We start from the raw sequence: 24,853 nt of genomic DNA, 5'->3' as shown, positions 1-24,853 counted from the left end.
AAAGCGTACTTAAGAGTACGCTTTTTTTAACTCAAGAATTTAGGCTGTTCGTCTAATACCTCAGCCTGCCATTCGTTGACCTGCTTTTCCAGCAGTCCAAACAGTGCAGCCTGAATCATATGCTGAGCAACAACTGGAGTTTGCTCACCCAAGATTGCTTTTACTTCATCGCTAAATTGAATTTTAACCAAGGGTTCTTTCTCAGAACCAGCATTACGCAAGGCGAGTTCACCACCTTCGAGTTGGACTAATTCCAACACGGCTTCTTGATTTCCAAATAACTCTTTCAATTGCTGTATAGACATATACTTCCTCCATGTTTCAACATGGTGGCAAAGCACCCTTGCACTTTGCTTCTCTTGTCTTATTTATATAGGCACACCCGAACTAAATTTCAAGCATTCAGGCAGTTTAATTTTAGAACTCGACCATTTCATTGCGAAAACCATCAATTAAATGACTTAATTCTCGATGCCATTCACGCAAAATTTTAACGTCTGGCAACCAAGATTGAGGGCCTTGAGTCACTTTAATAATCAGATTAGAAGATGTCTCTTCTTCTGGGGTCGGCTCTGTCGGTTCTGGGGCATATTGGCACATACGATATGCTCGTTTTAACTCTGCAACGAAACCATCTTTAGCCAATTGTTGCAAAATGGATACTTCAGGAGAAACTTGTCCTTTTGCCGCCATATGCTCCTCAATAGATTTTAAGGTAGGTTGCAATTCATTTAAACGGTAATAACGTACCAACTCTTGTAAGAAAGCAAGCATTGCACCATGCAAATGAAATACAGCTGCTTCACGGTAAGCTTGTATCTGCTGCACATGATCGGTCTGTTCTGCCTGTTGACAAGCTAAGCGCGCAAAATAGAGCTTCTGATTGGTACGATCGGCATGATAACGAGCAACACGTGACATAACTAAACTTTCCTGTTCTAAAATCGCTATTGCAACAGCTATTCTTTAGCTTAACGACTCCATTAATAAAATCAACGTTATTTATGGTAAATCCAGCTCAACTTGATAAATTTTACGTTTCGCTAAAACTTTTAGTGGCTGCTTTATAGGACGAACATTGCTTAAAACCCAAGCAAAATATCCTTCGTCCCAAGCAGTTGCACATGCTGGCTCAATTTCATCATTTCGCCAAGCATGAATAGAGTCAATATCGACTAATGCGACAGCAACTCCTTCTTCTTGATCAGTATCTTTGACCAAAAAATTTTGGTTCTCGACAATTAATAGATCTTTGATTGGCAGTTTTGTAGGTACCCATGAACGCACTTCAAGTGTTTTTATACCTTCAGCGATACGAGTACCATTTGGCGCGACAATCGAAAGAGCTAAAAACTGTCTTTTCACACTGAAGACTTATTCTTCAGCTGCTTTAACGCGAATTCCATTGCCTTTAACTTTAAGCAGGTTTAAGCCTTTAATTGCCTTAATTGCTTCACGTGGGTTAGGCATTTCAACAAAACCAAAACCTTTCGATTTACCTGTGTCTTTATCAGTAACAAGAACACACGTCTCAACTTTACCAAATGCTTTGAATAACTCTAAAATTTCAGTTTCACTCACAGCACGATCTAAATTACGAACTAATATCTTCATTTTCTAACCTTAATTGGCAATTAAAGGGAGCAGCCAATATATTTAAGTAATCACAGTGTCTTATACAGTAGTTTAATCCAGATCGATACCAAAACCTAAATTTACTGCAGGTGAACGGTTCCATTGCTTTTTAGCAAATGGCTGAGGTACTTGTCTATGAATCTTTGCCTGAACCAAATGTGTTGGAAGGTCATTTAGGAAATAACTTTCAATTTTGCGACCTTGCTCGTCATAAGTATCTTCTGACCATGTATTGAGGTTTTGCTTGGTCAAAATTAATTCATTTTCTGCACGTGTTAATGCAACATACAATACGCGGCGCTCTTCCTCGACATCGTCAAAATCGCCTTGCGCCCTTGCATAAGGATATTGATTTGGCGATACATGAGGTACATAACAAACTTTCTGTTCGGCACCTTTAGCTGAATGAATCGTAATTAAAGTCACCAAATCCTGATCAGCTGCTTTTTCAATTTCAGAAACAGAAATAGGTTCAAGAACATATTCTTCAAGGAACTCACCTAAAGATGCATGTTTACGTGCAAGTTGCTTGACCAAATCAAAGTCTTTTAACCGACGTGACCAATCTTTAGTTTTATAATTTTGCTCTAGCTGTTCACCTAAAGCATCGAGTGCCAAGCCAATACTTGCCTCAACATGCTGCTGCAAAACATCTAACTGTTTTAAAATTAAAATAGCTTGTAAAGGAACTTTTCCATGGTGCTCTAAACGCTTGCAGCGCTCCTCAACATCAGTAATTCCCATCAGATCTTGAGCCAACTTACTCGCACCGACATCACCAATGCCATCCCACAAAGTTAAAAAACGCATCCAAGCCAAATCATCGTGAGGATTACTCACAATACGTAGCAGGCTAAGTACATCTTTCACATGTGCCGACTCAAGAAGTTTTACACCACCAATAAAACGATAAGGAATTTCAGCGGCAATAAAAGCCCCTTCTATATAACGAGCACTATAACCAGAACGGACTAACACCATATGGTCATACCAGCCCGCACCTTGCTGGTGTCGTGTTATTAAGTCATGTGCAATCCAGTTAGCTTCTTCAAACTCATTACCAAATAGGTGGAGCTGAGGCTTTTGCCCCTGCCCACGATGAGCTTGCAACTGTTTTTGATAATCAATTGGGCTATGTGCTAATAACCAATTGGAAAGATCTAAAATTTCTTGAGTTGAACGGTAATTTAAATCCAGTGTATGAATAACTGCATCGGGTATCCGCTCTTTAAAAGAATGGATATTTTCAAAGTCTGCCCCGCGAAAACCATAAATCGACTGCGCATCATCGCCAACACAAAACAACTTCACTTTGCCAATCAAGGGTTGTAATAAAGCCCACTGCAAAGGATTGGTATCTTGCATTTCATCAACCAGTAATGCCTGACAAAAACCTGCAACCCAGTTCGTTAGAGCTTCAGAATTTTGCAAATGTACGGCCACAATTGACAAGATATCGTCGTAATCTAAAAAATTACGTTCTTTTTTACGTTGCTCATACGTTTTCATCAAATCTGCAATTTGAGCCTTATGCTCATATGCATCTGGAAGCTGTTTGATTAATGCTTCAGAAAGCTTTGTTTGAGTATTTCGGGCATAAGAATATAAATCACACAGCTCTGCCGCTTTAGGTAAGACGTTATCTTTATCTTTACCCCTTAATAGGCGGAACATGAGTAATTGATCATCGCGGTCAATAATACTAAATTGATTTAACCCAAAAGCTTGAGGGTTTCGGCGTAGCAGATACATACAGAAAGTATGAAAAGTCGAAGCACGTAGACCTTTCGCTTGCGCCCCCACGTGCTGCTCCACTCTGGCAACAATTTCACTGGCCGCGCGTCGTGTAAAAGTTAAAATTTGAATTTGATTCGCTGGCAAGCCTTGGTCAATTAAATAAGCCGCACGAGCAACAATAGTTTTAGTCTTGCCACAACCCGCTCCTGCCAAAACTAAACAGTTTTGCGCCGAGGTAGTTGCTGCTTTTTTTTGCTGATCATTTAATTCATTAATTAATTTTGCAAGACTCATAACACATACCGCTAAAACACCAAGATATAGTTTAACAGACCCCGACAATAGATGGGTCCGCCCTTCCTAAAAACAAAAAGAGCACCTAAAGTGCTCTTTGGTTTAATATTGTTTTTTAAGATACTGTTTTTGAACTAGATGGAAGATGTTTGATGGCTGATGCCAGACCTAGAAAGTTAATTCCCTGAAATAAGATATCAATAGCAAGGAACATTCCTAACACCCAAAAAGGTGAATCTTTAGAAACTAAAATTAAAATACCTGTAAGCAGAGTAAGTAATCCTGAAAACAAGGTCCAGCCCCATCCAGTAATGGGTTTAAGTAAAATTGCATTTATAGTACGTATAGCACCAGCAATAATAAGCGCTACAGATAATAAGCTAGTCAGAACCACAGCTGTAGTGACTGGAGTAGAAAATGCATAATAACCAGCCATTAAATAAAGTACACCAAAGATTGCCCACAACCATCGACTTGCGCCTTTAAAAACACTCATAGCTGCGACAAGATGCAAAACACCGCCGACCATCATGAGTATTCCAAATAAAAAAACGACAGAAAAGGTCGCAAATGGCAATGAACTAAATAAAATCAGTCCAAAAATAATAAGCACAAAGCCTAATATCAAATACCATTTACGATCAGCATGTAACTGATTACGTACCAAATCATTACCTACAGTTTTCATCATGGCTACTCTTATTATCAGGTATTAGAATTTCATCTACCTTATAATAGTGATTCACTTCACATTTTTTGTCTGTATAAAATCTGCATCGTTTTTTAACAATTGATGTGGATAAAGCAGTATTTATCCACAATTTTATTTCACCCAGCCAATTTCTCTGGCAGTAGGTAAACCTATGGTTGTTTCTTGTAAATCATATGGCATTTTGCTGCTCTGTTCAGATAAAGGAATATGACCTCCCATAATTTCGGCCTGCGTTTGCGGATATAGAGGCACTTTTTCAGATTGAGCGTAACCTAAAGGGTAAATAGGCTGTCCTGTTTTTAAATCATATTTGTCCTGTGCCCCAAAACCATGTAATAACTCATGAGCAATGACCACCTGATTTTGTGCAGCTTGTGCTTTGGTCGCAAATAAATTCACACTACCAATGCGACCTTTTTCTAAAGCAGTCGAATGGATCAAAACTTTTTGATAATTAGGATCATAGTAATTTAAGTAAAGTTTGAGCGATGCTCCACTATCCTCGGGTTGTTGTTGTCGCCATGCATAGAAACGAAATTTTAAACTCCACCAAATAACATGCAAGATATTGGCATTTTGAGGAACCTCAGGTGGTCGTTGCCGTAACGGCTGTCCTAAGCGAATTTCAAAGTTTCCTGATTGCCCACGATAATGCTGTGACCACTCATTTAAATAGCTTCTGATTGCCCCAAAATCGTCGTTTTTTAACTGATGAATATAGTTCTTTGTTGTCTCTAAACCATCTGCATTAACTGGATGTAAAACAACTACAATTGGCTGATTCCAATTTTGATTTTGATCTCGCCATGCTTGAACAGCAACAATCAATAAAATAATTAATAAGCATAAGACCCGAATGTTTTTCCACATCCTTATTCCCCATAAAATTAAAATTTTCTTTTATTGTTTTAGACATAAAAAATGCTAGCTGAGCTAGCATTTTTTATATTGGACTTGATTAGCCCTCAACCCATTTACCATCTTGATAAATTAGGCTCCATTTGGTTTGTTTACCTTCAGGGGTTTCTGAACCGACATATTGTGATTGATTCTTACGACTGAATTTCACAATTGTTGGATTACCTTCAGGATCTACATCTGGTGCTTGTAAAATAAATTGATATTTTGGATCAAGCTGAGCTGCCACACTACGTAACTCTGCAACTTTTGGTGCACGTGTTTCACGAATTTTCGGGAATTTACTCGCTGCCAAAAATAGACCCGCTGCACCGTCACGCAATACAAAGAAGTCATCATGTTTCGCTGAACGCAGGTGCTCCATCTTGATCGGTTCTACACGTGGAGGTGCAGGTTGACCACTTTTCAAGACTTTACGAGTATTGTCACAGCTTGTACAAGCGAAATACGGGCCAAAACGACCAGTCTTAAGCTGCATTTCACCATCACATTTATCACATGGGATCGTTGGACCATCATATCCCTTAATCTTGAACTCACCTTCTTCAAGCTCAAAACCATCACAATCAGGGTTGTTACCACATACATGCAGCTTACGACCACCATCAATCACATAGCTGTCCATGGCTGTACCACATTTGGCACAGCGATGCTTTGACATCAAGTCAGCAGTTTCAGCGCCGTCATCATCAGATAACGCAGCCAAAGACTCAACAGGTGTTAAGTTCAGTGTCCCTTTGCAACGCTCTTTAGGCGGTAAGTTATACCCAGAACACCCTAGGAATACACCTGTTGTACCCGTACGAATCTGCATTGGACGTGAACATTCAGGGCAATGTACTGCTGGTACTTCAACTGGTTGGTTACGGCGCATTCCCTGCTCACCCTGAGCATTGGTTAGACGCTTCTTGAAGTCGCCATAGAAAGTGTCCAACAACTCTTTCCAGTTACGCTCACCTGTTGCAACTTTATCAAGCTGTCCTTCAAGATCTGCCGTAAAAGCATAATTCATCAGGTTATTAAAACTTTCATCCAGACGATCCGTTACAATTTCACCCATTTTTTCGGCGAAAAGACGACGGTTTTCTAACTTAACGTAACCACGTTCCTGAATGGTAGAAATAATCGCTGCATAGGTCGAAGGACGGCCAATACTACGTTTTTCAAGCTCTTTAACTAAAGATGCTTCAGTAAAACGTGCAGGTGGTTTAGTAAAGTGCTGACTTGGATCTAACTTTTCTAACTTTAAGACTTCGCCTACTTTAATAGCAGGTAAAATAATATCGTCATCTGACTTATTCGCGCCACGTACTTTAGTGAAACCTTCAAATACAAGCGTACGGCCTTTCGCCTTTAACTCAACATTCGCAGCTTCAACAATCAAAGTAGAAGATAAATATTCTGCTGGCGTCATTTGACACGCAACAAACTGACGCCAGATCAGATCATATAGGCGTTGAGCATCACGCTCTACACCCGCAAGCTGATCACCTGTAAGCGCAACATTTGACGGACGAATCGCTTCATGGGCTTCTTGAGCACCCGCTTTGTTACCATAGCGATTTGGCTTCGCTGGTAAATATTTTTCACCATATTGGCTTTCAATATGAGCACGTACCATGCTTACTGCATCATCACTCAAGAAAGTTGAGTCAGTACGCATATAGGTAATAAAACCAGCTTCATATAAACGCTGAGCCAACATCATGGTTTTCTTCACAGAAAAGCCTAAACGTGTACTCGCAGCCTGTTGCAACGTTGAAGTGATATAAGGTGCGCTTGGATTAACCTTTGTTGGTTTATCTTCACGCTGTGCAACTTTATATTCAGCACCTTTTAAAACATCTAATAAAGCATCAGTTTCTGCTTTATTTTTCAGTTTAAGGGTTTTACCAGCCTGTCTAAATGCTTCAAGACGAATATCATCTTTTTTGGACTGAGTATCTGCAAAAACTTGCCAATATTCTTCTGGAATAAAAGCACGAATTTCTCGCTCACGCTCTACAACCAGTTTCACAGCTACTGACTGTACACGTCCGGCAGATAAACCACGGGCAATTTTTTCCCAAAGTAATGGCGAAACCATAAAGCCAACGACACGGTCTAAGAAACGGCGTGCTTGCTGAGCATTCACACGGTTTAAATCTAGACGTGTTGGCTGTTTAAATGCTTCTTGAATGGCATTTTTGGTAATTTCGTTAAATACCACGCGGTGATAACGGCTGTCATCACCACCAATCACTTCTCTTAGGTGCCAAGCAATGGCTTCCCCTTCTCTATCCAAGTCCGTTGCGAGATAGATTGCATCGGCATCTTTGGCGAGTTTTTTGAGTTCAGCAACAACATTTTCTTTACCGGGCAGAACTTCGTAATGAGCTTCCCAACCATGCTCAGGGTCAACCCCCATACGATTAACTAAAGCCTGACTAGCTTTTTGTTCTTTTTCAGCTTCAGTCAGTTTAGTCCGGGCAGCCGGCTTTTTCTCTGTTGATTTACTGCCACCTGTTGGCAAGTCACGTACGTGACCTACAGAAGACTTTACAATGAATTGCGAACCCAAATATTTATTGATGGTTTTCGCTTTGGCAGGCGACTCCACAATCACTAAGGCACGTTTAGGTGCAGCAGGTGCAGTAGATGCTGTGCTTTGAGATGCAGAGCGCGAGGTATTCGCCATATAAAATGTTATTCCTATACCAATAAATTTAAAAATCAGGCTTTAGCCAAGGCCAACAGATAAGCCTTCATCTCATCTAATTGTGTTGCTCTCAGGTCTGATTCCTCATCCCAATAAAGTCCTACACAGTTTGCCTGCATATCAATAGCATAAATCCCTTTTAATGCAATGGGAGAATCATTAAATTTCTCATCACCCTGCACCACTTTTAATTTGCCGTCTACAACACGAGCACGCATTAAAGATAAACGGGCATCAGGAATCAATACACTATAATAAGCAACCATGCTGGCACGTTTTTCAGTAGCCATTGGGACATTTGTCCATTCAGGTGCAACAATTACACGTGGATGTAACCCTATTTTGCGGGCTTTATCTCGCATAATACCAAGTGCCTTTTCACGTGGGCTCACTCTTAAACCAAAAATGGAGCCTAGTACGAAAAGAACAATGATAACGGTAACCCAAATTCCCATATTGTCCATAGCAAAACCTATTAATCTCTTTTATTAGAGTTGCATAAGCTGACCAGAAAACGCAAGTTACATCATAAAAATAATGCCCGATAAGATAGCAAGAATCAAAATATCGGTATTTCACGGTGCAAATTGCCATGATGTAACTCAAATATATTCAAGAGTTCTGATTACCATCAACAAGTGTCAATTTTCCAAATCGATCAAGATGGGCATCACCCCACAGTTTTAAGGCAAATAAAATTTGCTCAAGACTTTGTCCCAAATCGGTCAGGCAATATTCCACTTTAGGTGGAACCTGAGGATAAACTTCCCGATGAATAATTCCGTCTTGTTCTAACTCACGTAGCTGATTTGTCAGCATTCTTTGGGTAATACTCGGAACACGCTTTCGAATTTCATTAAACCTTAAGGTGCCTTCATTAAATAAGTGCCAAAGAATGACGCATTTCCACTTTCCGTCAATCAAACTAATGGCTGCCTCAACTGAACAACCCGGAGAGCAATCAAAACTTGAATGTCGTAATTTTGCCATTTTACAGTATCCTTTTTGACACTATGAGCGTTATTTGTCTGTAGTCACCAAATTAAAGCTTACGTTATGATCAAACTCTCAACAAGAGGAATTATTATTATGAAAGCTGTGGCATATCAAAAAGCAGGTCCCATTACATCGCCAGAGGCACTCGTTGATATTGAACTCGACACTCCTGTTGCAGAAGGTCGTGATTTACTTGTTCGTGTTCAGGCGATTTCTGTAAATCCGGTAGATACTAAAATTCGCAGCAACGTAAGCCCCGAGAATAATCAATGGAAAACTCTTGGTTGGGATGCGGTAGGTATCGTTGAAGCGATTGGAGATCAAGTCTCACAATTTAAAGTCGGAGATGAAGTCTGGTATGCAGGTGCACTCAATCGCCAAGGTAGTAATAGTGAATTACAGTTGGTTGATGAACGCATTGTGGGGCATAAACCAAAGACCTTAGAACCAAGAGAAGCAGCGGCTCTCCCTTTAACCGCTATCACAGCATGGGAAATGCTATTTGATCGGTTACAAGTACCAAAGGTTGCCTCAGAAAATACATCAATTTTAGTGATTGGTGGTGCTGGCGGAGTGGGTTCAATTACGATTCAACTTCTTAAACAGTTGACTAACCTAACAATTATTACAACAGCTTCACGAGCAGAAACAAAAGAATGGGTTAAACAACTCGGTGCAGATTATGTACTAGATCATAGTCAACCTTTAGCAGCACAAATCAAGCAATTAGGTTTAAATGCACCTTTATATGTATTCTCGACTACTCAAACAGATCAGCACTTATCAGACATCGTAGAGTTGATCGCACCGCAAGGTCATTTTGGCTTAATTGATGATCCGGCACAGTTAGATATTAAGCCTTTTAAATCGAAGTCGGTATCAGTACATTGGGAATTTATGTTTACGCGTTCAATGTTCCAAACTGAAGATATGATTAAACAAAGTGAATTACTCAATCAGGTTGCCAAACTTGTTGATGAAGGGAAAATCACAACTACTGTTTCGCAAGTTTTAAGCCCAATTAATGCTCAAAACTTAAAACTGGTTCACCAGCAAATTGAAAGTGGTACGACAAAAGGGAAAATCGTATTACATGGTTTTTAAGCAAAATTTATAAATATCCCCCAATAAAATGGCAAGTATTGAACTTGCCATTTTATTAATAGTGAGGAGGTTTGTTGGTTAATGGGTCAAAAGCGGCAATACCCTCGGATAAATCCGAAGATTCCAAACGTTGATAGAGAAATTGCATTTGTTTTTTTAAATCAGCTATTTCCTGAGTCTGAATAGCGAGTTGTTGATTTAATTGTTCAACTAAATCATCCAAAAATGTAATTCGCACTTGCAAATCTTCAATGGGTGCGGACAATGACGCTTGATCATCATGATATGGTGGTTTAGTCATTTAAATCCTCATTTGAGATTCTGGAAAACATTATGGCCTATATTACCCTAAGGGATGTCCAACTTGCTTTTGGAGGACCTGCCCTACTCGATGGCGCGAACTTTAATCTAGAACGTGGCGAACGAGTCTGTTTAATTGGTCGTAATGGTGAAGGTAAGTCTACTTTACTTAAACTGATCGAGGGAAGCCTATTACCAGATTCTGGTGAAGTTTCCATTCAAAATGGTCTAACTGTTTCAATGTTAGCCCAAGACGTGCCAATGGACTCAGGCAAAGTAGCTGACATTGTGGCAGATGGTGCAGGAGAAGCTTCTGAAGTACTCAGAGCTTATCATGAAGCGACCGACGCTTGTATGCTAGGAGATATGGAAGCCTGTGACCGTATGGGTAACCTTCAGCATAAGCTAGACCAACTAGATGGTTGGGCATTAGAAAATAAGGTCAATGCGCTTTTAAGTAAAATGGGTCTCGATCCAAATGCAGACTTAGCAGACTTATCTGGTGGACGTAAACGCCGTGTTTTACTCGCGCGCGCTCTTTTAACACAACCAGACGTATTACTTCTAGACGAACCAACAAACCATCTAGATGTTGAAAGTATTGAATGGTTAGAAAAATTCCTACTCGATCAAAATAATTTAACGCTTCTATTTATTTCGCATGACCGTTCTTTTGTAGATAGCATTGCGACCCGTATTGTCGAACTCGATCGTGGCATTCTACGAGGTTATGAGGGCAATTATTCTCGCTATCTAGAGCTAAAAGCTCAGCAAATGGAAGCAGAAGAAAAACAGAATGCTTTATTTGATAAAAAACTAGCTGAAGAAGAGGCTTGGATTCGTCAAGGGATTAAGGCACGTCGTACGCGTAATGAAGGCCGTGTTCGTGCTTTAAAAGATTTACGTGAAGAATCGAAAGCACGCCGCTCACAACAAGGCAAAGTGAGCATGGCAACTCAAGATGCAAATCGCTCTGGTAAATTAGTATTTGATATCGAACATTTAAGTGTCGCTTACGATGACAACTTACTCATCAAAGACTTCTCTACCCTTGTTATGCGTGGTGATCGTATTGGCTTGGTAGGCGATAACGGCGTTGGTAAAACGACATTGATTAAAGCCATTTTAGGTGAAATCGAACATGGCGGTTCAGTTAAAACAGGTACACAGTTAGAAGTTGCCTATTTTGACCAGTTACGTAATGCCTTGGATCTTGAAAAAACAGTCATGGCAAACGTTTCAGAAGGTTCCGACTTCGTTGATGTGAATGGTAACCGTCGTCATATCTACAGCTATTTACAAGACTTCTTATTTTCACCTGAACGTGCCCGTACTCCAGTAAAAGCCCTTTCTGGTGGTGAACGAAATCGAATCTTACTGGCTAAATTGCTGCTCAAACCGTCGAATCTGATTGTAATGGATGAACCAACCAATGACTTGGATATGGTGACCCTTGAGCTTCTTGAAGAAATGTTATCTGATTACAAAGGCACATTGCTTCTCATTAGCCATGACCGTGCATTTATGGACAACGTAGTCACCTCTACTTGGGTCTTTGATGGCAAAGGCGGTATTGCAGAATATATCGGTGGCTACCAAGACTATTTGCAGCAGCGTCCAGATGATAAAGTTGTTGATCAGAAATCTGATGTAAAAAAAGCTCAGGCAAAAGCCGAAGCTGAAAAAGCCGCAGCTCAGAACAGTGCTAAAAAAGTCAAACTTAGTTATAAAGATCAGCGTGAACTTGAACAATTACCCGCTGAAATTGAAAACTTAGAAAAGGAGCAAGCAGAACTTTCTGAGAAACTTGCAGATGGTTCATGGTTTGTTAAAGATGCTGATGCAGCAACAAAAGCAAGCCAACGTCTTACAGAAATTGACGAGTTATTACTTGAAAAATTGGAACGTTGGGACGTGCTTGAACAGATGACTAAAGGCAGTTAAACAATAAAAAAGGGCTTTAATTAAAGCCCTTTTTTTGGATCGAAAAATTCTAGTAATTTCATAAGAGGCTTATAAACAAATAGTGAGATGAAGCGAATTAAACGTTCAAATATCTGTAATTGCAAAACCATACAGGTCATAATAGCTAAGACAAAACTGATGAAAATATTGATCTCTACCGAATATTTAAAGCTTAATTGATGGGTCAATACAATAATCACAAAACCATGCAATATGTAAATTGGCAGAGTTTTTTGGCCTAAACCAATCCAAGGCTGTTTAAAATTTTGAGTCAGTACAAATAAACTCAAAATACCCAGAACCGATAGCAACATAATCACACTGCGAATCAGCATCCCCTGCCATAGATCTACATGCAATTGAAAATATGACAAACTGCCAAATAGCCAGTAATAACTATAATGACTTATAGCTGCTACAGCAGTAATTATTAATAATGTGATAACGGCAAATAACTTTGCATAAGCCAACTGCGGAAGATACTGAAAAATGGTTTTGCCATAGATCGCTCCAGCCATAAAAAAAGACAGAAAAATGAAAATTCGACCAATCGAATAGTCGTAATTATTGATAGGTGAGCATCCGACAAGTAAAGCTAAAATAAAAGAAAATAGAACTGGAGAAGCTGTCTTTTTCAATAAAAAGGTGAGAATTATCCAAGCCATCATACTGAATAAATACCAAAGCACCCAGTAAGGCTTAACAAACCATACCAAATGAAATGACCAGTTCCATAAACTTCCGTTATAAAAAGCATCAAGTAATTGAAATAAAATTTGAAAAGGTAAATATAATGATAAAAAGTAAATTAATTTTTCTAATATTTTTTCTTCTTTAAAAAACATGCCTGAGATGAAAACAAAAGCTGGCATATGAACAAAATAAATGCTCCCCAAAATGACTTGATTTACAGTTTCATTCCAGCCAATTAACCTTTCAAGGTAATGACCCAATACAACAAGAAAAATTAAGACACCTTTTGTAGCATCAATATGGCGATTTCGCATAAATTTCTATAAATTCAAGTTGTTCATATCATACTTAATTATTTTTATTTTGATTCAAAAAGACGATGAATAAAGTTTCGCTGTATATAAAACAATTATGATATACCTATAAGCATAATAATATTTAAGGATATTCCCGTGCTAGATCTTTCTCAAATTTTGGCATTTGGACTCATTTGTTTGGCAATGGTGCTCACCCCTGGCCCGAACATGATTTATCTCATCTCTCGTTCCATTAGTCAGGGCAAAATCGCAGGATTTATTTCACTGGCTGGTGTCGCTGTTGGTTTCGTCTTTTATATGCTCTGCGCTTCTTTCGGAATCACAGCACTTGTTGTCGCAGTTCCTTATGCTTATGACGCCATTCGTATTGTAGGAGCAATATATTTACTTTGGCTTGCATGGAAAGCATTACGTCCAAATGCAGCCCCTATTTTTAGTGTTAAAGACTTATCTATTGATTCACCATTAAAATTATTTTTGATGGGCTTTTTAACAAATTTACTCAACCCTAAAATTGCGATTATGTATTTGTCTTTATTGCCACAGTTTATTCATCCACAGCAAGGCAGTATTTTAGCGCAGTCCATTCAGCTCGGTACGATACAAATTTTTGTGAGTGTTTCAGTTAATGCACTTATTGTGTTTTCTGCGGGTAGCATTGCACTTTTTTTACAGCAAAAACCATTTTGGGCAACAGTCCAACGCTGGATCATGGGTACAGTGTTAGCAGGACTTGCCGTTCGTATTCTTCTAGAACATCGCCGATAGCCCCTTTTATTATTTGCTTTCTTTGCTCTTAACATTCAATTTGCCCCTGTGTATTACGACGATAAATTCAGTTCGTGATACACTTTTGGCAGTTTTAACTTTTTAAATTTTTATATCGTTATGAGCCCAAAGCAGTCTTATACGCCCGGTGAATTTCAATGGTCCTTTTTATTACCTAAATATTGGGGTGTTTGGATTGCTATTGTTTTTTTAATGCTTTTGGCTATTTTACCATGGGCCATACAATGGCGTCTGGCACATGGCGTAGCTCAACTAGCTTGGAAATATCTAAAATCACGTCGTAAAACGACTATTCGCAATTTAGAAGTCTGCTTTCCAGAATGGTCTGCCGATAAGGTTCAGCAACAAGCTCAACAAGTTTTTGTTGATATGATGCTTGGGGTGTTTGAAACATTAAATGCATGGTACAAACCATATTGGTTTAAAAACCGAGTCACCATTGAAGGCTTAGAACATATTACAAATGCTCAAGCTCAAGGCAAAGGCGTTTTGTTATTGGGAACCCATAGTACTCTTCTTGACGCAGGCGGCTATGTTTGTGCTCAATATTTCGAGCCTGATGTTGTATATCGACCTCAAAACAATCCTTTGCTTGATATGCTTATTTATCGTTGCCGTGCCACCATTTATAAAGCACAAATCGATCATGATGATATGCGTGGTCTCATTCGTCATCTTAAAGATGGCGATGCAATCTGGTATAGCCCCGATCAAGACTTTGGACTCAAGCAAGGTGTTATGGCACCGTTTTTTGGAGTTCCTGCGGCCACAGTAACCGCTCACCGCCGCTTATTGAAAATCTCAAAAGCAGTCGCTGTGCCTTTATATTTTTATCGTCATGGGGATATTAAAAACCCAAAATATCATGTTTTGATTGAACCCGCGGTCGACAATATGCCAAGCGAAGATGAAGTTGATGATGCAACACGCGTTAATAAGATTATTGAGAATCAGCTACGCATTTCACCAACCCAATATATGTGGTTCCACCGTCGCTTTAAAACACGTCCTGAAGGATATGACGAGATCTATTAATAATCCTCAGTAACGGCCGCACGGTAGTAATAAACATCTAAATAAACACCAGCATGTACTATCGTGCGAAGGCGACAAGGATGTCGCCCGTTGGACTACGACATCATGGATGTGTCGTTAGTCCAACAAATGGTTTTGTTACTTTTGCCAAAACAAAAGTAAGGAGTAAACTCCACCTATTAAATGAATAAACGGTAAAACACCGCTTTGCTACAACCTAAAGGCAAAAAATAATGAAAGTGATGCAACTTCTCCCAGAACTCAATAGCGGTGGCGTAGAACGCGGCACACTCGAAATTGCACGCGCACTGGTTGCACAAGGCCATCAATCTTTGGTTGTTTCAAATGGCGGACGGCTAGTGTCCCAGCTCGAAGCTGAAGGTTCTACGCACTTAACGCTGCCTATTCATAAAAAATCATTGTCGAGCTTGTGGCAAATCCGTCCATTACGTCAGCTTATTGAACAACATCAGCCTGACATTGTTCATGTACGCTCTCGTGTGCCTGCATGGCTTACACATTTTGCCTTAAAAGGAATACCAGCACATAAGCGCCCTCACCTCATTAGCACTGTACATGGTTTCTATTCAGTCAATCGTTATAGTTCAATTATGACGCAGGCCGAGAAAGTCATTGCTGTTTCGGACAGCGTGGTTAAATACATCACTGGCCATTATAAAAACTGCCCTCCCCAAGATATTGTTCGGATTTATCGTGGAATAGACCCCGCTGCATTTCCACATAACTATCAACCTTCAGCACAATGGTTTAATCAAGTTTTTAATGACTTTCCTGAACTCGAAAATAATTTTTTGCTTTGCTTACCTGGTCGTATTACACGTTTAAAAGGCCATGAAAGCTTAATTGAACTTATGCAAAAACTAGGTGAACAATATCCTCAGTTACATGCGGTTGTTGTGGGTGGTGCCGATGCAAAAAAACAAGCTTATTTAAGTGAGTTGCAAAACAGCATTCAAAGCAAAGGACTCGCAGATAAAATTACCTTCGTAGGGCATCGCTCAGATATTCGCGAATGGCTCGCTTTTAGCGATATTGTGCTCTCACTGTCTAATCAGGCAGAAACATTCGGTAGAACAGCCTTAGAAGCGCTTTCAGTAGGTACGCCAGTCATTGGCTGGAACCGTGGCGGAGTGGCAGAAATTTTATCGAATGTATATCCGCAAGGTCTTGTTGAAGTAGGAAATGAAAAGGCTTTACTGGAAACAGTGCAAAAGCATATTGAACAGCCTCAAGTCGTTTCCCCTGTTACGATGTTTAGCTTGAAAGACATGTGTGATCAGACACTAGCCCTCTATGAATCCATACTAAAATAACCTCATAAAAAAACCCGCGATCAACGCGGGTTTTTATTACAACAATAAAAAGTCAGCTTTATTTAAGCGACGCTTCATAAGCTGCTGCTTTTTCATAGTCGTATTGTTTTTCCCATTTACTAATCACAAGTACTGCCAGTGCATTACCTACAACGTTCAACGCGGTACGTGCCATATCCATGATACGGTCAACACCAGCAATAAATGCCAAGCCTTCTACAGGAATACCAACACTACCTAATGTCGCTAATAACACAACAAATGATACGCCAGGAACACCTGCAATACCTTTAGAAGTAATCATTAATGTTACAACCAAAATAATTTGTTGGCTGATTGACATTTCAATACCATAAAGCTGCGCAATAAAGATTGCTGCGATACTTTGGTAAAGTGTAGAACCGTCCAGGTTAAATGAATAACCCGTTGGAATTACAAAACTAGAAATTGCTTTTGGCGCACCGTAAGCTTCCATTTTTTGCATAATGCGCGGTAAAACTGTTTCTGAACTTGCAGTTGAATATGCCAAGATCAGTTCATCTTTCAAAATCTTAAACAAAGTAAAGATATTAATGCTGAACAATTTTGCAGTTAAACCAAGTACCACTATAGCAAAGAATAAAATTGCACCGTAAACCAATACAACCAACTTACCTAATGGAATAAGTGAAGCAAAACCGAAGTTTGCAACAGTTACAGCGATTAAGCCAAATACACCCACTGGTGCATATTTCATGATGATGTGCGTCACACGGAACATTGTTTCCGATACAGCATGAAATACGTTTAATAATGGATCTTTAGTTGTTGCTGGTAATGAAGATAAACCAATACCAAATAACACAGCAAAGAAAATCACTGGCAACATATCGCCATGCGCCATTGAACTAATAATGTTCGTTGGGATAAGCGATAATATTGTCTGCATGATGCCATGAGACTGTGACTGAACTTCTTCAGTTGTATGCTTATATTGAGAAATATCAGTTTGAACCAGTTGAGACATGTCAATGCCTGAACCTGGATGGAAGATATTCGCTGCAACCAAGCCAACCAAAATAGCAATAGTAGTAATAATTTCAAAATAGAGGATGGTTTTAAAACCAAGGCGCCCTAGACTTTTTGTACTGCCAACACCAGCAATACCTAAAATCAATGTAGAGAAAACGATTGGAATAACAATCATTTTGATCAGGCTAATAAAGATCTTACCTAATGGAGTAAGAACGTTATTTACAATACTATCTTTGATCTCAGGCTGATTATGTAAAACAGCCCCGACAACTATCCCTAGGATTAAAGCAATTAAAATTTGCCACGCAAGGCTAAATTTAAAATTCTTCATAAGACAATCCTTATGCACCGCAAAGTATCAAATATGAGAGGGAGAAGACCACTACCTTAGAGTGAAACCTCAATATGTGCAGTAATTTCCAAACAGAAATTTAAATACACAAGCAAATCACAACCCGCCGATCCGGCGAAGTAAACAACAATGCCTGCTGACGATCCAACATGTCAACGATCGGCACATTCTATTGAGATTTGCCAATTAAACAAGTCCAATTTATATCTAATTAGATCAAAGCCTATATTTATTCTTCAATAATCTATAAAAACAAAAACTTATCAAAAAAGTTTTTTGTATCTATTTTCATTGAAAATTGCTCTGATTTATATAAGAACGCATGACTGTTTACCCATTATTAAATAGTTTTTAAAATTAAGATTAGCTTAAAAATATTTCTTTTATTTACAACAAATTAATTAGGGTATATAAAAATATTAACCCGAGTTCTGCGTCCTGCAAAACTCGGGTAAATGAGGTTGTGCTTTCAGGTTGATCGTTATTTTTATCGTTTCCGTTCCAACATCTGATCCGTGATGCTATTCCATATCAGCTTTGTGTATCCTTACGTGGGATCTTCCATTCCCGTTTCCGTGTGCCGATGAATGTAGAATAAGGTTTTTATCCCCCCCTGCCTATTCGCCCTAGACTCAAATCTTTGTACGATATTGCTTACATCAATTTTTATATATTTTTTATTGATAAGGCTGCGCAATTTTATCAGTCACATTTTTTTCTTCTTTTTCAGCCTTGGCAATTCCTTCTTGTATAGCACTTTGGGCCTCTTCTTCATCGCTTTGAGTTTGTTCCAATTCTTCTTGAATATGTTCAAATATTCGCCCAGTCTGCAAAACGACATATACAGGAAAATGATCAGATCCAATATGAGGTAAACGCTGCATTTTAATCAAACCAAAATCGGTGCTATGAAAAATATGGTCTAAAGACCACCGCAGCAACGGATAATCTGCATGAAAAGTATTAATGAAATGTCGCCCGACTCGAGGGTCAAGTAACCCACTAATTCGCTGGAACAACCGTGTAGTACGTGACCAAGCTACATCGTTTAAATCCCCCATCACAATACAACTTTCATCCAGATCTTTAATTTGATCTCCAACAATCAAAAGCTCAGCATCTCGTAATGTGGAGTCTTTCGCCTCAGTTGGACTAGGTGGCTTAGGATGCAAACAATATAACTGAACCGGCATACCAGATCTTAAAGTCACAGTTGTATGAATAGAGGGAATTTCATCACTTAAAATAAATTTAACTTCAGTATTTGATAGGGGTAAGCGGCTATATAAATGCATTCCATATAAATTATCTAAAGGCACTGGAACCCGATAAGGATAATCTTCTTCAATTTCCTTTAAAGCATTTCCCCAAGTCTTGTCACTTTCTAAAGTAAGAAGTAAATCAGGTTGTAATGTCCTAACCTGCTCAAGAAGTAAATGATATTTATCATTAGGAGTTAGTACATTCGATACAATTAATGAAATTTGCTTTTCCGGGTCTAATTGAGATGGTTTCACCTGTTTAACCTGTTTTTTCCAGAGCAAGGTATAAGGCAGAATCATTTTAAGCTGATAGGCGATGGCAGCGATAAGCACAGCAAGCAATATTTCACGCCATAGATTCCATTCGGTAGGCCAAAACAGCATACCAACAAAGGCAAGCAACCCAACAAACAGAATCTGCAACCGGGGGAAATCGGCACCCCGAAACCACCACTCATCACGAGGAATAAGTGACCAGAAACTTAACCAAATCACCAAACCAGCTAGAACTTCGATATAAATCATTGAATTTTCTCTTTTAAGATGATTTGATTTTTAAAATTTTTGTCATCTTTATCAATTTTGTATGTAACATAAACAAGATATTCTACTCAATAAACATGGTGTTTTGTTTCTGTAACACTTGCAGTTGTGGACACTTTTGATACACTCAACTCCCCCTAATAATTTTAACGCACCGAGGCAAAATGACATGAAAGTAGGTCTGGTCGGTTGGCGCGGGATGGTCGGTTCCGTCCTTATGCAACGTATGGTTGAAGAGAATGATTTTGCTCATATTGAGCCATTTTATTTCTCTACCAGTAATGCAGGTGGTGAAGCTCCTTCATTTGGTGGTAAGACTGCCCCAGCACTTATGGAAGCGACAGACATTAATAGTCTGAAGCAAATGGATGTCATTATTACCTGTCAAGGTGGTGACTATACGTCTGAAGTTTTCCCACAGTTAAAAGCAACTGGTTGGAATGGCTACTGGATTGATGCAGCCTCTACTTTACGTATGTCAGATGATGCAATCATCGTTCTTGACCCAGTCAACCTTAACGTCATTAAAGATGGTTTGGTTAACGGTACCAAAACTTTCGTAGGCGGCAACTGTACTGTATCGCTTATGTTGATGGGCGTAGGTTCACTTTTCCAAAACAATTTGGTTGAGTGGATGACTGCTATGACTTATCAAGCAGCATCAGGCGCTGGCGCACAAAACATGCGTGAGCTCATTACTGGCATGGGCTATTTATATAACAATACTAAAACGTTGTTAGATGACCCTAAATCTGCAATTTTGGATATTGATCGTCAAGTTGCAGAGTTGCAACGTGGTGAAGGTTTTCCATCTGCTAACTTTGGCGTGCCATTAGCTGGATCATTGATTCCTTATATTGATAAGCAACTTGAAAGCGGTCAGTCAAAAGAAGAGTGGAAAGGTCAAGTTGAAACCAACAAGATCTTAGGTAATTCACAAATTGTCCCTATCGATGGCCACTGTGTCCGTATTGGAGCAATGCGTTGCCACTCACAAGCACTCACTATCAAATTGAAAAAAGATGTCCCGCTTGATGAAATCGAAGATATGATTCGTACTTCAAACCAATGGGCGAAAGTTGTACCAAACACTCGTGAAGCGTCTATGACTGACCTTACACCTGTTGCGGTAACTGGTACCTTAACTGTACCTGTTGGCCGTTTGCGTAAACTCAACATGGGTAAAGAATATTTAGGTGCATTCACAGTAGGCGACCAGTTACTTTGGGGTGCTGCTGAACCTTTACGTCGCATGTTACGTATCTTAGTAGAATACAAAAGCTCATAATTTGGTCTGAATTATTCAGTCAAAATAAAAAGCCGATCACATTAGATCGGCTTTTTCGTAACTGGTTTGTGAAAATTTTACAATTTATTTACATTTCATTATTGTATAATTTTGAACGACTTTACGACTTATTAGGTCATGGATTGAGATGACTGTTTATAACAAATTAAAAATTGCCATTTTCACCATTATGTCTTCGCCTTCCATTTATGCGATTACATTAGACCCTATACAAATTCAGTCCGCGCCCGGCGATTTGTTATATGCAGAAATGAATTTCCAACAGGCTGATCCCAATGCCACCTTGCAAGTCAGTTTAGCCACTCCTGAAGATTTAAGCGCTTTAGGTGTAACTCATCAGCCGCCGGGAAATCTTAATTTTTATACACGCCAAAATGGTCAAGGTTCAGGGGTTATTGTGATTACCTCATCCCGCCCTGTTATTGATCCTGAACTCAATATTGTTGTAAAAATCAGTGAAGGTTCCGCAACTCGTTTGCAGCATATTAAAACTGTAATTAAACCCTCTTCTATAAAAAAGACCGAAAATAACGAAAGTACTTTATCCCCTCAGTTTGTTGTGAATGAAAAAGATATTGCTTTAAATCTGCCAGAAAGCACCCAATATTCTTCATCAACTTCGACCCCAATGACAATAAACCCAAATAGTGAACAAAGCCTTAATATCAACTCTGGGAATGCCCCAGCCATAAATATAAATACAAATTCATCTACCCCAATGAGTGAAAACTCTTCAGCTCAACAAGTGTTAACGAGTACTACTTCTGATCAGGTGGTAACAAAAAATCAAAGTAAATCTGCTATCAATAAGTCAGATGCAAATAATTCGCCAAAAACAACGGTTAAAAATTTAACAGCACAAAATAAATCAGCACCTTTAAAGAGTCTTGGCCAAAACCCAGCAAAGAAACAAAACCTAAATCCATCTAAAGGACCAGTAACTTCAGGTAAATATGTAGTTCAACACAATGAATCTTTATGGAGTATTGCTAATCGTATTGCAGTAAAAACCAAACAGCCAGTTGCAAAAGTCATGCATGATATCCAACAACAGAACCAGCATGCTTTTATTCAAGGTGATGTAAACCGTTTACGTCAGGGAGCCGCTCTAAAGCTCACCCATCCCCCACTCGCAAAAACTCAACAAAATAACTCAAAAATAGAAATGCCTCATACTGCAAAATCATTTTCAGGCAAAGCTAAATACCGCTTACAACAAGCAGAAATGAGTATTGTGGCTGAAAACAACCAAAATTCTACGCATGGAAGTGCTAAAAAGAGCACACAACAAAGTCAAAACAATACTGAGTTAGCAGTAAAAGTTAAGACAAAAAGAGAAAAAACCGTTACATTACAAAAGAATGTAACCAAATTAAATCAAACTTTACGTTTAAAAGATCAACGTATTCAACTTTTGAATGCACGTTTGGCAGAGTTACAACAGCAATTACAAGCACAGCAAAACACTCATAAGCAAAAACATTAAGTTAAAACCGGAGTGAGCACGCTTTATATTGCAAATATTTATTTTTTAAGGGGAAAGTAATGTTATATGTGATTCCATTCATCATATTACTCGTGGTCGCTGTCATTTTAAAAAAACGTGAGAATAGCCAGAAACAAGAGGCGACCTCCCTTAAAACAGTAAATAGAAAAACCAATAAAAAAGCGAACTCTAAATCGAGTAAAAACTCGCGTGAAAAAAGTAAAGTAAGTGAAGTAGAAGCAACACTTCCATCTATTCCACAAAGCAGCCCTGTTCCAGAAGCTGTACGTCAAAAAATCCAAAAGCTCATTCAAGAAAAGCAATATTCAGCTGCTGAAGCTCAAGTAAATCAGGCGCTAAAAAAAGACAATACTCAACATGAGCTTTATTTATTATTGCTTGAAGTTCATATTGCACAAAAAGATGAATTTGCCATAACGCAACTGATTAGTCATATTCGTAGTCTGGCATTGAGTGAAATAGTGACTCAAGCAGAAACTAGACAAAAAGAATATGAGTCATCAAGACAACCTGATGCCATCGATTTTCCTCAAGCTCAAACATACGAAGAGCCAAAAAATACATCTGACACAACAGCCCAGTTTGACCAGTTAACAACAAGTTCTTCTGAAACTTCTTTTGATGACTTACAAAAAGACTATGCCCCTGTAAAGCAAGAACCTACTGTTGAAGTTGAGCCTCTGGAATTTAACTTTTCGTTCGAAAAAACTGCGGCTACAGAAAATACTAACCAACCTGTACATGAATCAGAAGTATCGTCATCTCAAGAAACAAATGAGCTAGCTGATTTAGAGTTTTCTTTTGACTTGGCACCTCTGCATGAAACTGAAGAAAAAACTCAAGCAGTAGAGGTAAAAGCAGATCAAGAGAATAGCGTCAATGCATTAGAGTTTAACCTTGACTTAAATCCTTCAAGTTCAGAGACAAAGTCTGTTGAAGCTTCATCATTAGATGAGCTTAAACTAGTAGAACAAACTCCATTAAAACCAACTTCAATCACACCTCTTGAGTTTTCGTTAGATGAACCTGCGTTAGTTACAGCACCAGAGATTGAAACTCAAAAACATATAGATGTAGTAAATGAAGAGGCTACTCAAACTCAAATAGAGGATCCACTTCTAGACGCATTTCCAGAATTAAAACAGTTAGATGAAAATGAACTCGACTTACAACTTGCAGAGCAATACATCAAGTTAGGTGCTTACCCAGCAGCACACGCCTTGTTAGCAAGTAATGAGCAAAAATTCAACACAGAGCAACAACAACGTGCGAAAAATCTACTAAATCGCATAGCTTCTTAGGGCTGATCGTTTTACCATAAGCAGTCAAAGATGACTGCTTTTGTGCCTGAAAAAGATGAAAAAAATAGCCTTATTTTATATGGGTGGTACTTTTGGCTGTGTAGGTGAACCTTTAGCTCCTATGCCATATGACCAATTCTTGCCTCAACTTGAAAAAGTTATACCACCTCACTTAACGGTCGACTGTTTTGCTGCTCCAAATATTGTAGATAGCAGCGCTTGTACAGCACCCGATTGGCTACGTCTTATTCAACGTATACAACAACTCCAACTCGAAGGTTATCAGCACTTCGTTGTTATTCATGGTACAGATACTCTCAGTTATGCTGCTGCAACTCTAGCTCGTTTTCTAGGACAGAGTTGCCATATGGTTATTACTGGCAGTCAATATCCTCTTCTTAACATTCAAGGAGATGATACCCGTGAGTTTACTGATGCAATCGATAATTTATATCTCGCATTAGAGCAAGCAATTAGCTTACCTGTGGGCACTTACCTTGCTTTTCATCATCAAGTATTTCATGCTCAAACTGTGTTAAAAACACATACGACTGAACTTGACGCTTTTTCTGGCCTTAAAGCTGAGTCTGAATTTACACCTCAGCAAAATGGGCTGATTTTGCAAGATACGCAAATCGAACGTGCAGCATCTTTCCAAATTTTGAATTGGATGATGCAACCTATTGCGACCGCTCAGCTTGTTCAACAATTACGAAACTTACTGCCAGCCCCACCTCAATTTTTAGTATTGCAAGGTTTTGGTACTGGAAACATAGCTGTTAATCAAGAATTACTTGCAACATTAGATGAACTCTATACACATGGTTGCGTCCCGATTCTTACGACTCAGGTTACGTTTGGTGGTATTGATCAACGTTATGCAATTAGCGAGTGGACAAAAACTGCAAAAATTGTCATTAGTGATGCACATAGTCATGCAGATCTATATGCAAAAGCACTCCAAATCTATTTAAAATACTCAACCCCAGAACAGTGGCTCAGCCATTGGAACGAAAATTTGCATTAAATAGAGGTAAA

Annotated in this window: 23 protein-coding genes; 9 read left to right on the top strand and 14 right to left on the bottom strand. The window is 39.0% G+C overall.

All coding sequences use genetic code 11. From position 1 onward, the window contains the following. Window positions 1–26: 26 nt before the first annotated feature. From I5515_RS08520 to I5515_RS08475, 10 genes are all read right to left on the bottom strand, one after another. The gene (locus I5515_RS08520; protein WP_174740215.1) at window positions 27–305 is read right to left on the bottom strand and encodes a hypothetical protein; all 279 of its coding nucleotides are present in this window, start codon (window positions 303–305) and stop codon (window positions 27–29) included. A gap of 112 nt (window positions 306–417) precedes the next feature. After that, window positions 418–921, bottom strand: a complete 504-nt coding sequence (locus tag I5515_RS08515; RefSeq protein WP_199965792.1) for a DUF6586 family protein — start codon at window positions 919–921, stop codon at window positions 418–420. Window positions 922–1,002: 81 nt separating this feature from the next. Next, a complete protein-coding gene (locus tag I5515_RS08510; protein WP_199965790.1) occupies window positions 1,003–1,365 on the bottom strand; it encodes an ASCH domain-containing protein in 363 nt (120 codons plus the stop codon). A gap of 9 nt (window positions 1,366–1,374) precedes the next feature. After that, a complete protein-coding gene (locus I5515_RS08505) occupies window positions 1,375–1,614 on the bottom strand; it encodes an RNA recognition motif domain-containing protein (protein ID WP_003654760.1) in 240 nt (79 codons plus the stop codon). Between the two features lie 72 nt (window positions 1,615–1,686). After that, window positions 1,687–3,666: an ATP-dependent helicase gene (locus tag I5515_RS08500; RefSeq protein WP_199965788.1), complete on the bottom strand. Its 1,980-nt coding sequence runs from the start codon at window positions 3,664–3,666 to the stop codon at window positions 1,687–1,689. Between the two features lie 115 nt (window positions 3,667–3,781). Continuing rightward, on the bottom strand, window positions 3,782–4,354 hold the full coding sequence (locus tag I5515_RS08495) for an HdeD family acid-resistance protein (protein WP_199966069.1): 573 nt from the start codon (window positions 4,352–4,354) through the stop codon (window positions 3,782–3,784). 135 nt (window positions 4,355–4,489) lie between these two features. Further along, entirely contained in the window at window positions 4,490–5,248 is a 759-nt protein-coding gene (locus I5515_RS08490; RefSeq protein WP_199965786.1) for a hypothetical protein, read from the bottom strand. 88 nt (window positions 5,249–5,336) lie between these two features. Continuing rightward, window positions 5,337–7,973, bottom strand: coding sequence for a type I DNA topoisomerase (gene topA / locus I5515_RS08485; RefSeq protein ID WP_199965784.1), 2,637 nt, complete (start codon window positions 7,971–7,973; stop codon window positions 5,337–5,339). A gap of 35 nt (window positions 7,974–8,008) precedes the next feature. Continuing rightward, complete coding sequence (locus I5515_RS08480) at window positions 8,009–8,458, bottom strand: ammonium transporter (RefSeq protein ID WP_199965782.1); 450 nt, start codon at window positions 8,456–8,458, stop codon at window positions 8,009–8,011. 148 nt (window positions 8,459–8,606) lie between these two features. Beyond that, entirely contained in the window at window positions 8,607–8,984 is a 378-nt protein-coding gene (locus I5515_RS08475) for a winged helix-turn-helix transcriptional regulator (RefSeq protein WP_199965780.1), read from the bottom strand. Window positions 8,985–9,083: 99 nt separating this feature from the next. Here I5515_RS08475 and I5515_RS08470 point away from each other — a divergent pair, with 99 nt between their 5' ends. Continuing rightward, on the top strand, window positions 9,084–10,094 hold the full coding sequence (locus I5515_RS08470; protein ID WP_199965778.1) for a zinc-binding alcohol dehydrogenase family protein: 1,011 nt from the start codon (window positions 9,084–9,086) through the stop codon (window positions 10,092–10,094). Window positions 10,095–10,149: 55 nt separating this feature from the next. Here the strand turns inward: I5515_RS08470 and I5515_RS08465 are convergent, their stop codons facing one another. After that, a complete protein-coding gene (locus tag I5515_RS08465; RefSeq protein ID WP_199965776.1) occupies window positions 10,150–10,395 on the bottom strand; it encodes a SlyX family protein in 246 nt (81 codons plus the stop codon). Between the two features lie 32 nt (window positions 10,396–10,427). Between I5515_RS08465 and I5515_RS08460 the strand changes: the two genes are divergently transcribed. Then, entirely contained in the window at window positions 10,428–12,338 is a 1,911-nt protein-coding gene (locus I5515_RS08460; RefSeq protein ID WP_199965773.1) for an ATP-binding cassette domain-containing protein, read from the top strand. Between the two features lie 20 nt (window positions 12,339–12,358). Here the strand turns inward: I5515_RS08460 and I5515_RS08455 are convergent, their stop codons facing one another. Beyond that, window positions 12,359–13,366, bottom strand: a complete 1,008-nt coding sequence (locus I5515_RS08455) for an acyltransferase family protein (protein ID WP_199965771.1) — start codon at window positions 13,364–13,366, stop codon at window positions 12,359–12,361. Window positions 13,367–13,504: 138 nt separating this feature from the next. Between I5515_RS08455 and I5515_RS08450 the strand changes: the two genes are divergently transcribed. From I5515_RS08450 to I5515_RS08440, 3 genes are all read left to right on the top strand, one after another. Then, entirely contained in the window at window positions 13,505–14,137 is a 633-nt protein-coding gene (locus tag I5515_RS08450; RefSeq protein WP_199965769.1) for a LysE family translocator, read from the top strand. A gap of 120 nt (window positions 14,138–14,257) precedes the next feature. Next, window positions 14,258–15,193, top strand: a complete 936-nt coding sequence (locus tag I5515_RS08445; protein WP_199965768.1) for a lauroyl acyltransferase — start codon at window positions 14,258–14,260, stop codon at window positions 15,191–15,193. A 233-nt stretch (window positions 15,194–15,426) separates the two neighbouring features. Then, window positions 15,427–16,527, top strand: coding sequence for a glycosyltransferase family 4 protein (locus I5515_RS08440; RefSeq protein ID WP_199965766.1), 1,101 nt, complete (start codon window positions 15,427–15,429; stop codon window positions 16,525–16,527). A gap of 58 nt (window positions 16,528–16,585) precedes the next feature. Here the strand turns inward: I5515_RS08440 and gltP are convergent, their stop codons facing one another. Then, window positions 16,586–17,872, bottom strand: coding sequence for a glutamate/aspartate:proton symporter GltP (gltP, locus tag I5515_RS08435; RefSeq protein WP_199965764.1), 1,287 nt, complete (start codon window positions 17,870–17,872; stop codon window positions 16,586–16,588). 698 nt (window positions 17,873–18,570) lie between these two features. Beyond that, window positions 18,571–19,680, bottom strand: coding sequence for an endonuclease/exonuclease/phosphatase family protein (locus I5515_RS08430; protein WP_199965762.1), 1,110 nt, complete (start codon window positions 19,678–19,680; stop codon window positions 18,571–18,573). A 187-nt stretch (window positions 19,681–19,867) separates the two neighbouring features. Here I5515_RS08430 and asd point away from each other — a divergent pair, with 187 nt between their 5' ends. From asd to I5515_RS08410, 4 genes are all read left to right on the top strand, one after another. Beyond that, window positions 19,868–20,986, top strand: coding sequence for an aspartate-semialdehyde dehydrogenase (asd, locus tag I5515_RS08425; RefSeq protein ID WP_017388437.1), 1,119 nt, complete (start codon window positions 19,868–19,870; stop codon window positions 20,984–20,986). A 148-nt stretch (window positions 20,987–21,134) separates the two neighbouring features. After that, window positions 21,135–22,493: a FimV family protein gene (locus tag I5515_RS08420; RefSeq protein WP_199965760.1), complete on the top strand. Its 1,359-nt coding sequence runs from the start codon at window positions 21,135–21,137 to the stop codon at window positions 22,491–22,493. A gap of 59 nt (window positions 22,494–22,552) precedes the next feature. Then, window positions 22,553–23,815: a hypothetical protein gene (locus tag I5515_RS08415; protein WP_199965758.1), complete on the top strand. Its 1,263-nt coding sequence runs from the start codon at window positions 22,553–22,555 to the stop codon at window positions 23,813–23,815. A gap of 55 nt (window positions 23,816–23,870) precedes the next feature. Continuing rightward, on the top strand, window positions 23,871–24,842 hold the full coding sequence (locus I5515_RS08410) for an asparaginase (protein WP_199965756.1): 972 nt from the start codon (window positions 23,871–23,873) through the stop codon (window positions 24,840–24,842). Window positions 24,843–24,853 lie beyond the last annotated feature (11 nt).

It is taken from the genome of Acinetobacter calcoaceticus, from assembly GCF_016508255.1.
Classification (GTDB): Bacteria; Pseudomonadota; Gammaproteobacteria; order Pseudomonadales; family Moraxellaceae; genus Acinetobacter; species Acinetobacter calcoaceticus_E.
The sequence above is the reverse complement of the archived record's forward strand: the minus strand, read 5'-3'. Positions and strand labels throughout refer to the sequence as shown.

Excerpts from the sequence above, each read along its gene's own strand:
- I5515_RS08500 (WP_199965788.1), bottom strand. The coding sequence starts at position 3,666 with ATGAGTCTTGCAAAATTAATTAATGAATTAAATGATCAGCAAAAAAAA.
- I5515_RS08440 (WP_199965766.1), top strand. The coding sequence starts at position 15,427 with ATGAAAGTGATGCAACTTCTCCCAGAACTCAATAGCGGTGGCGTAGAA.
- I5515_RS08480 (WP_199965782.1), bottom strand. The coding sequence starts at position 8,458 with ATGGACAATATGGGAATTTGGGTTACCGTTATCATTGTTCTTTTCGTA.
- I5515_RS08410 (WP_199965756.1), top strand. The coding sequence starts at position 23,871 with ATGAAAAAAATAGCCTTATTTTATATGGGTGGTACTTTTGGCTGTGTA.
- I5515_RS08415 (WP_199965758.1), top strand. The coding sequence starts at position 22,553 with ATGTTATATGTGATTCCATTCATCATATTACTCGTGGTCGCTGTCATT.
- I5515_RS08520 (WP_174740215.1), bottom strand. The coding sequence starts at position 305 with ATGTCTATACAGCAATTGAAAGAGTTATTTGGAAATCAAGAAGCCGTG.
- I5515_RS08470 (WP_199965778.1), top strand. The coding sequence starts at position 9,084 with ATGAAAGCTGTGGCATATCAAAAAGCAGGTCCCATTACATCGCCAGAG.
- I5515_RS08455 (WP_199965771.1), bottom strand. The coding sequence starts at position 13,366 with ATGCGAAATCGCCATATTGATGCTACAAAAGGTGTCTTAATTTTTCTT.
- gltP (WP_199965764.1), bottom strand. The coding sequence starts at position 17,872 with ATGAAGAATTTTAAATTTAGCCTTGCGTGGCAAATTTTAATTGCTTTA.
- I5515_RS08465 (WP_199965776.1), bottom strand. The coding sequence starts at position 10,395 with ATGACTAAACCACCATATCATGATGATCAAGCGTCATTGTCCGCACCC.
- I5515_RS08420 (WP_199965760.1), top strand. The coding sequence starts at position 21,135 with ATGACTGTTTATAACAAATTAAAAATTGCCATTTTCACCATTATGTCT.
- I5515_RS08495 (WP_199966069.1), bottom strand. The coding sequence starts at position 4,354 with ATGAAAACTGTAGGTAATGATTTGGTACGTAATCAGTTACATGCTGAT.
- I5515_RS08445 (WP_199965768.1), top strand. The coding sequence starts at position 14,258 with ATGAGCCCAAAGCAGTCTTATACGCCCGGTGAATTTCAATGGTCCTTT.
- I5515_RS08475 (WP_199965780.1), bottom strand. The coding sequence starts at position 8,984 with ATGGCAAAATTACGACATTCAAGTTTTGATTGCTCTCCGGGTTGTTCA.
- I5515_RS08430 (WP_199965762.1), bottom strand. The coding sequence starts at position 19,680 with ATGATTTATATCGAAGTTCTAGCTGGTTTGGTGATTTGGTTAAGTTTC.
- topA (WP_199965784.1), bottom strand. The coding sequence starts at position 7,973 with ATGGCGAATACCTCGCGCTCTGCATCTCAAAGCACAGCATCTACTGCA.
- asd (WP_017388437.1), top strand. The coding sequence starts at position 19,868 with ATGAAAGTAGGTCTGGTCGGTTGGCGCGGGATGGTCGGTTCCGTCCTT.
- I5515_RS08515 (WP_199965792.1), bottom strand. The coding sequence starts at position 921 with ATGTCACGTGTTGCTCGTTATCATGCCGATCGTACCAATCAGAAGCTC.
- I5515_RS08460 (WP_199965773.1), top strand. The coding sequence starts at position 10,428 with ATGGCCTATATTACCCTAAGGGATGTCCAACTTGCTTTTGGAGGACCT.
- I5515_RS08505 (WP_003654760.1), bottom strand. The coding sequence starts at position 1,614 with ATGAAGATATTAGTTCGTAATTTAGATCGTGCTGTGAGTGAAACTGAA.
- I5515_RS08490 (WP_199965786.1), bottom strand. The coding sequence starts at position 5,248 with ATGTGGAAAAACATTCGGGTCTTATGCTTATTAATTATTTTATTGATT.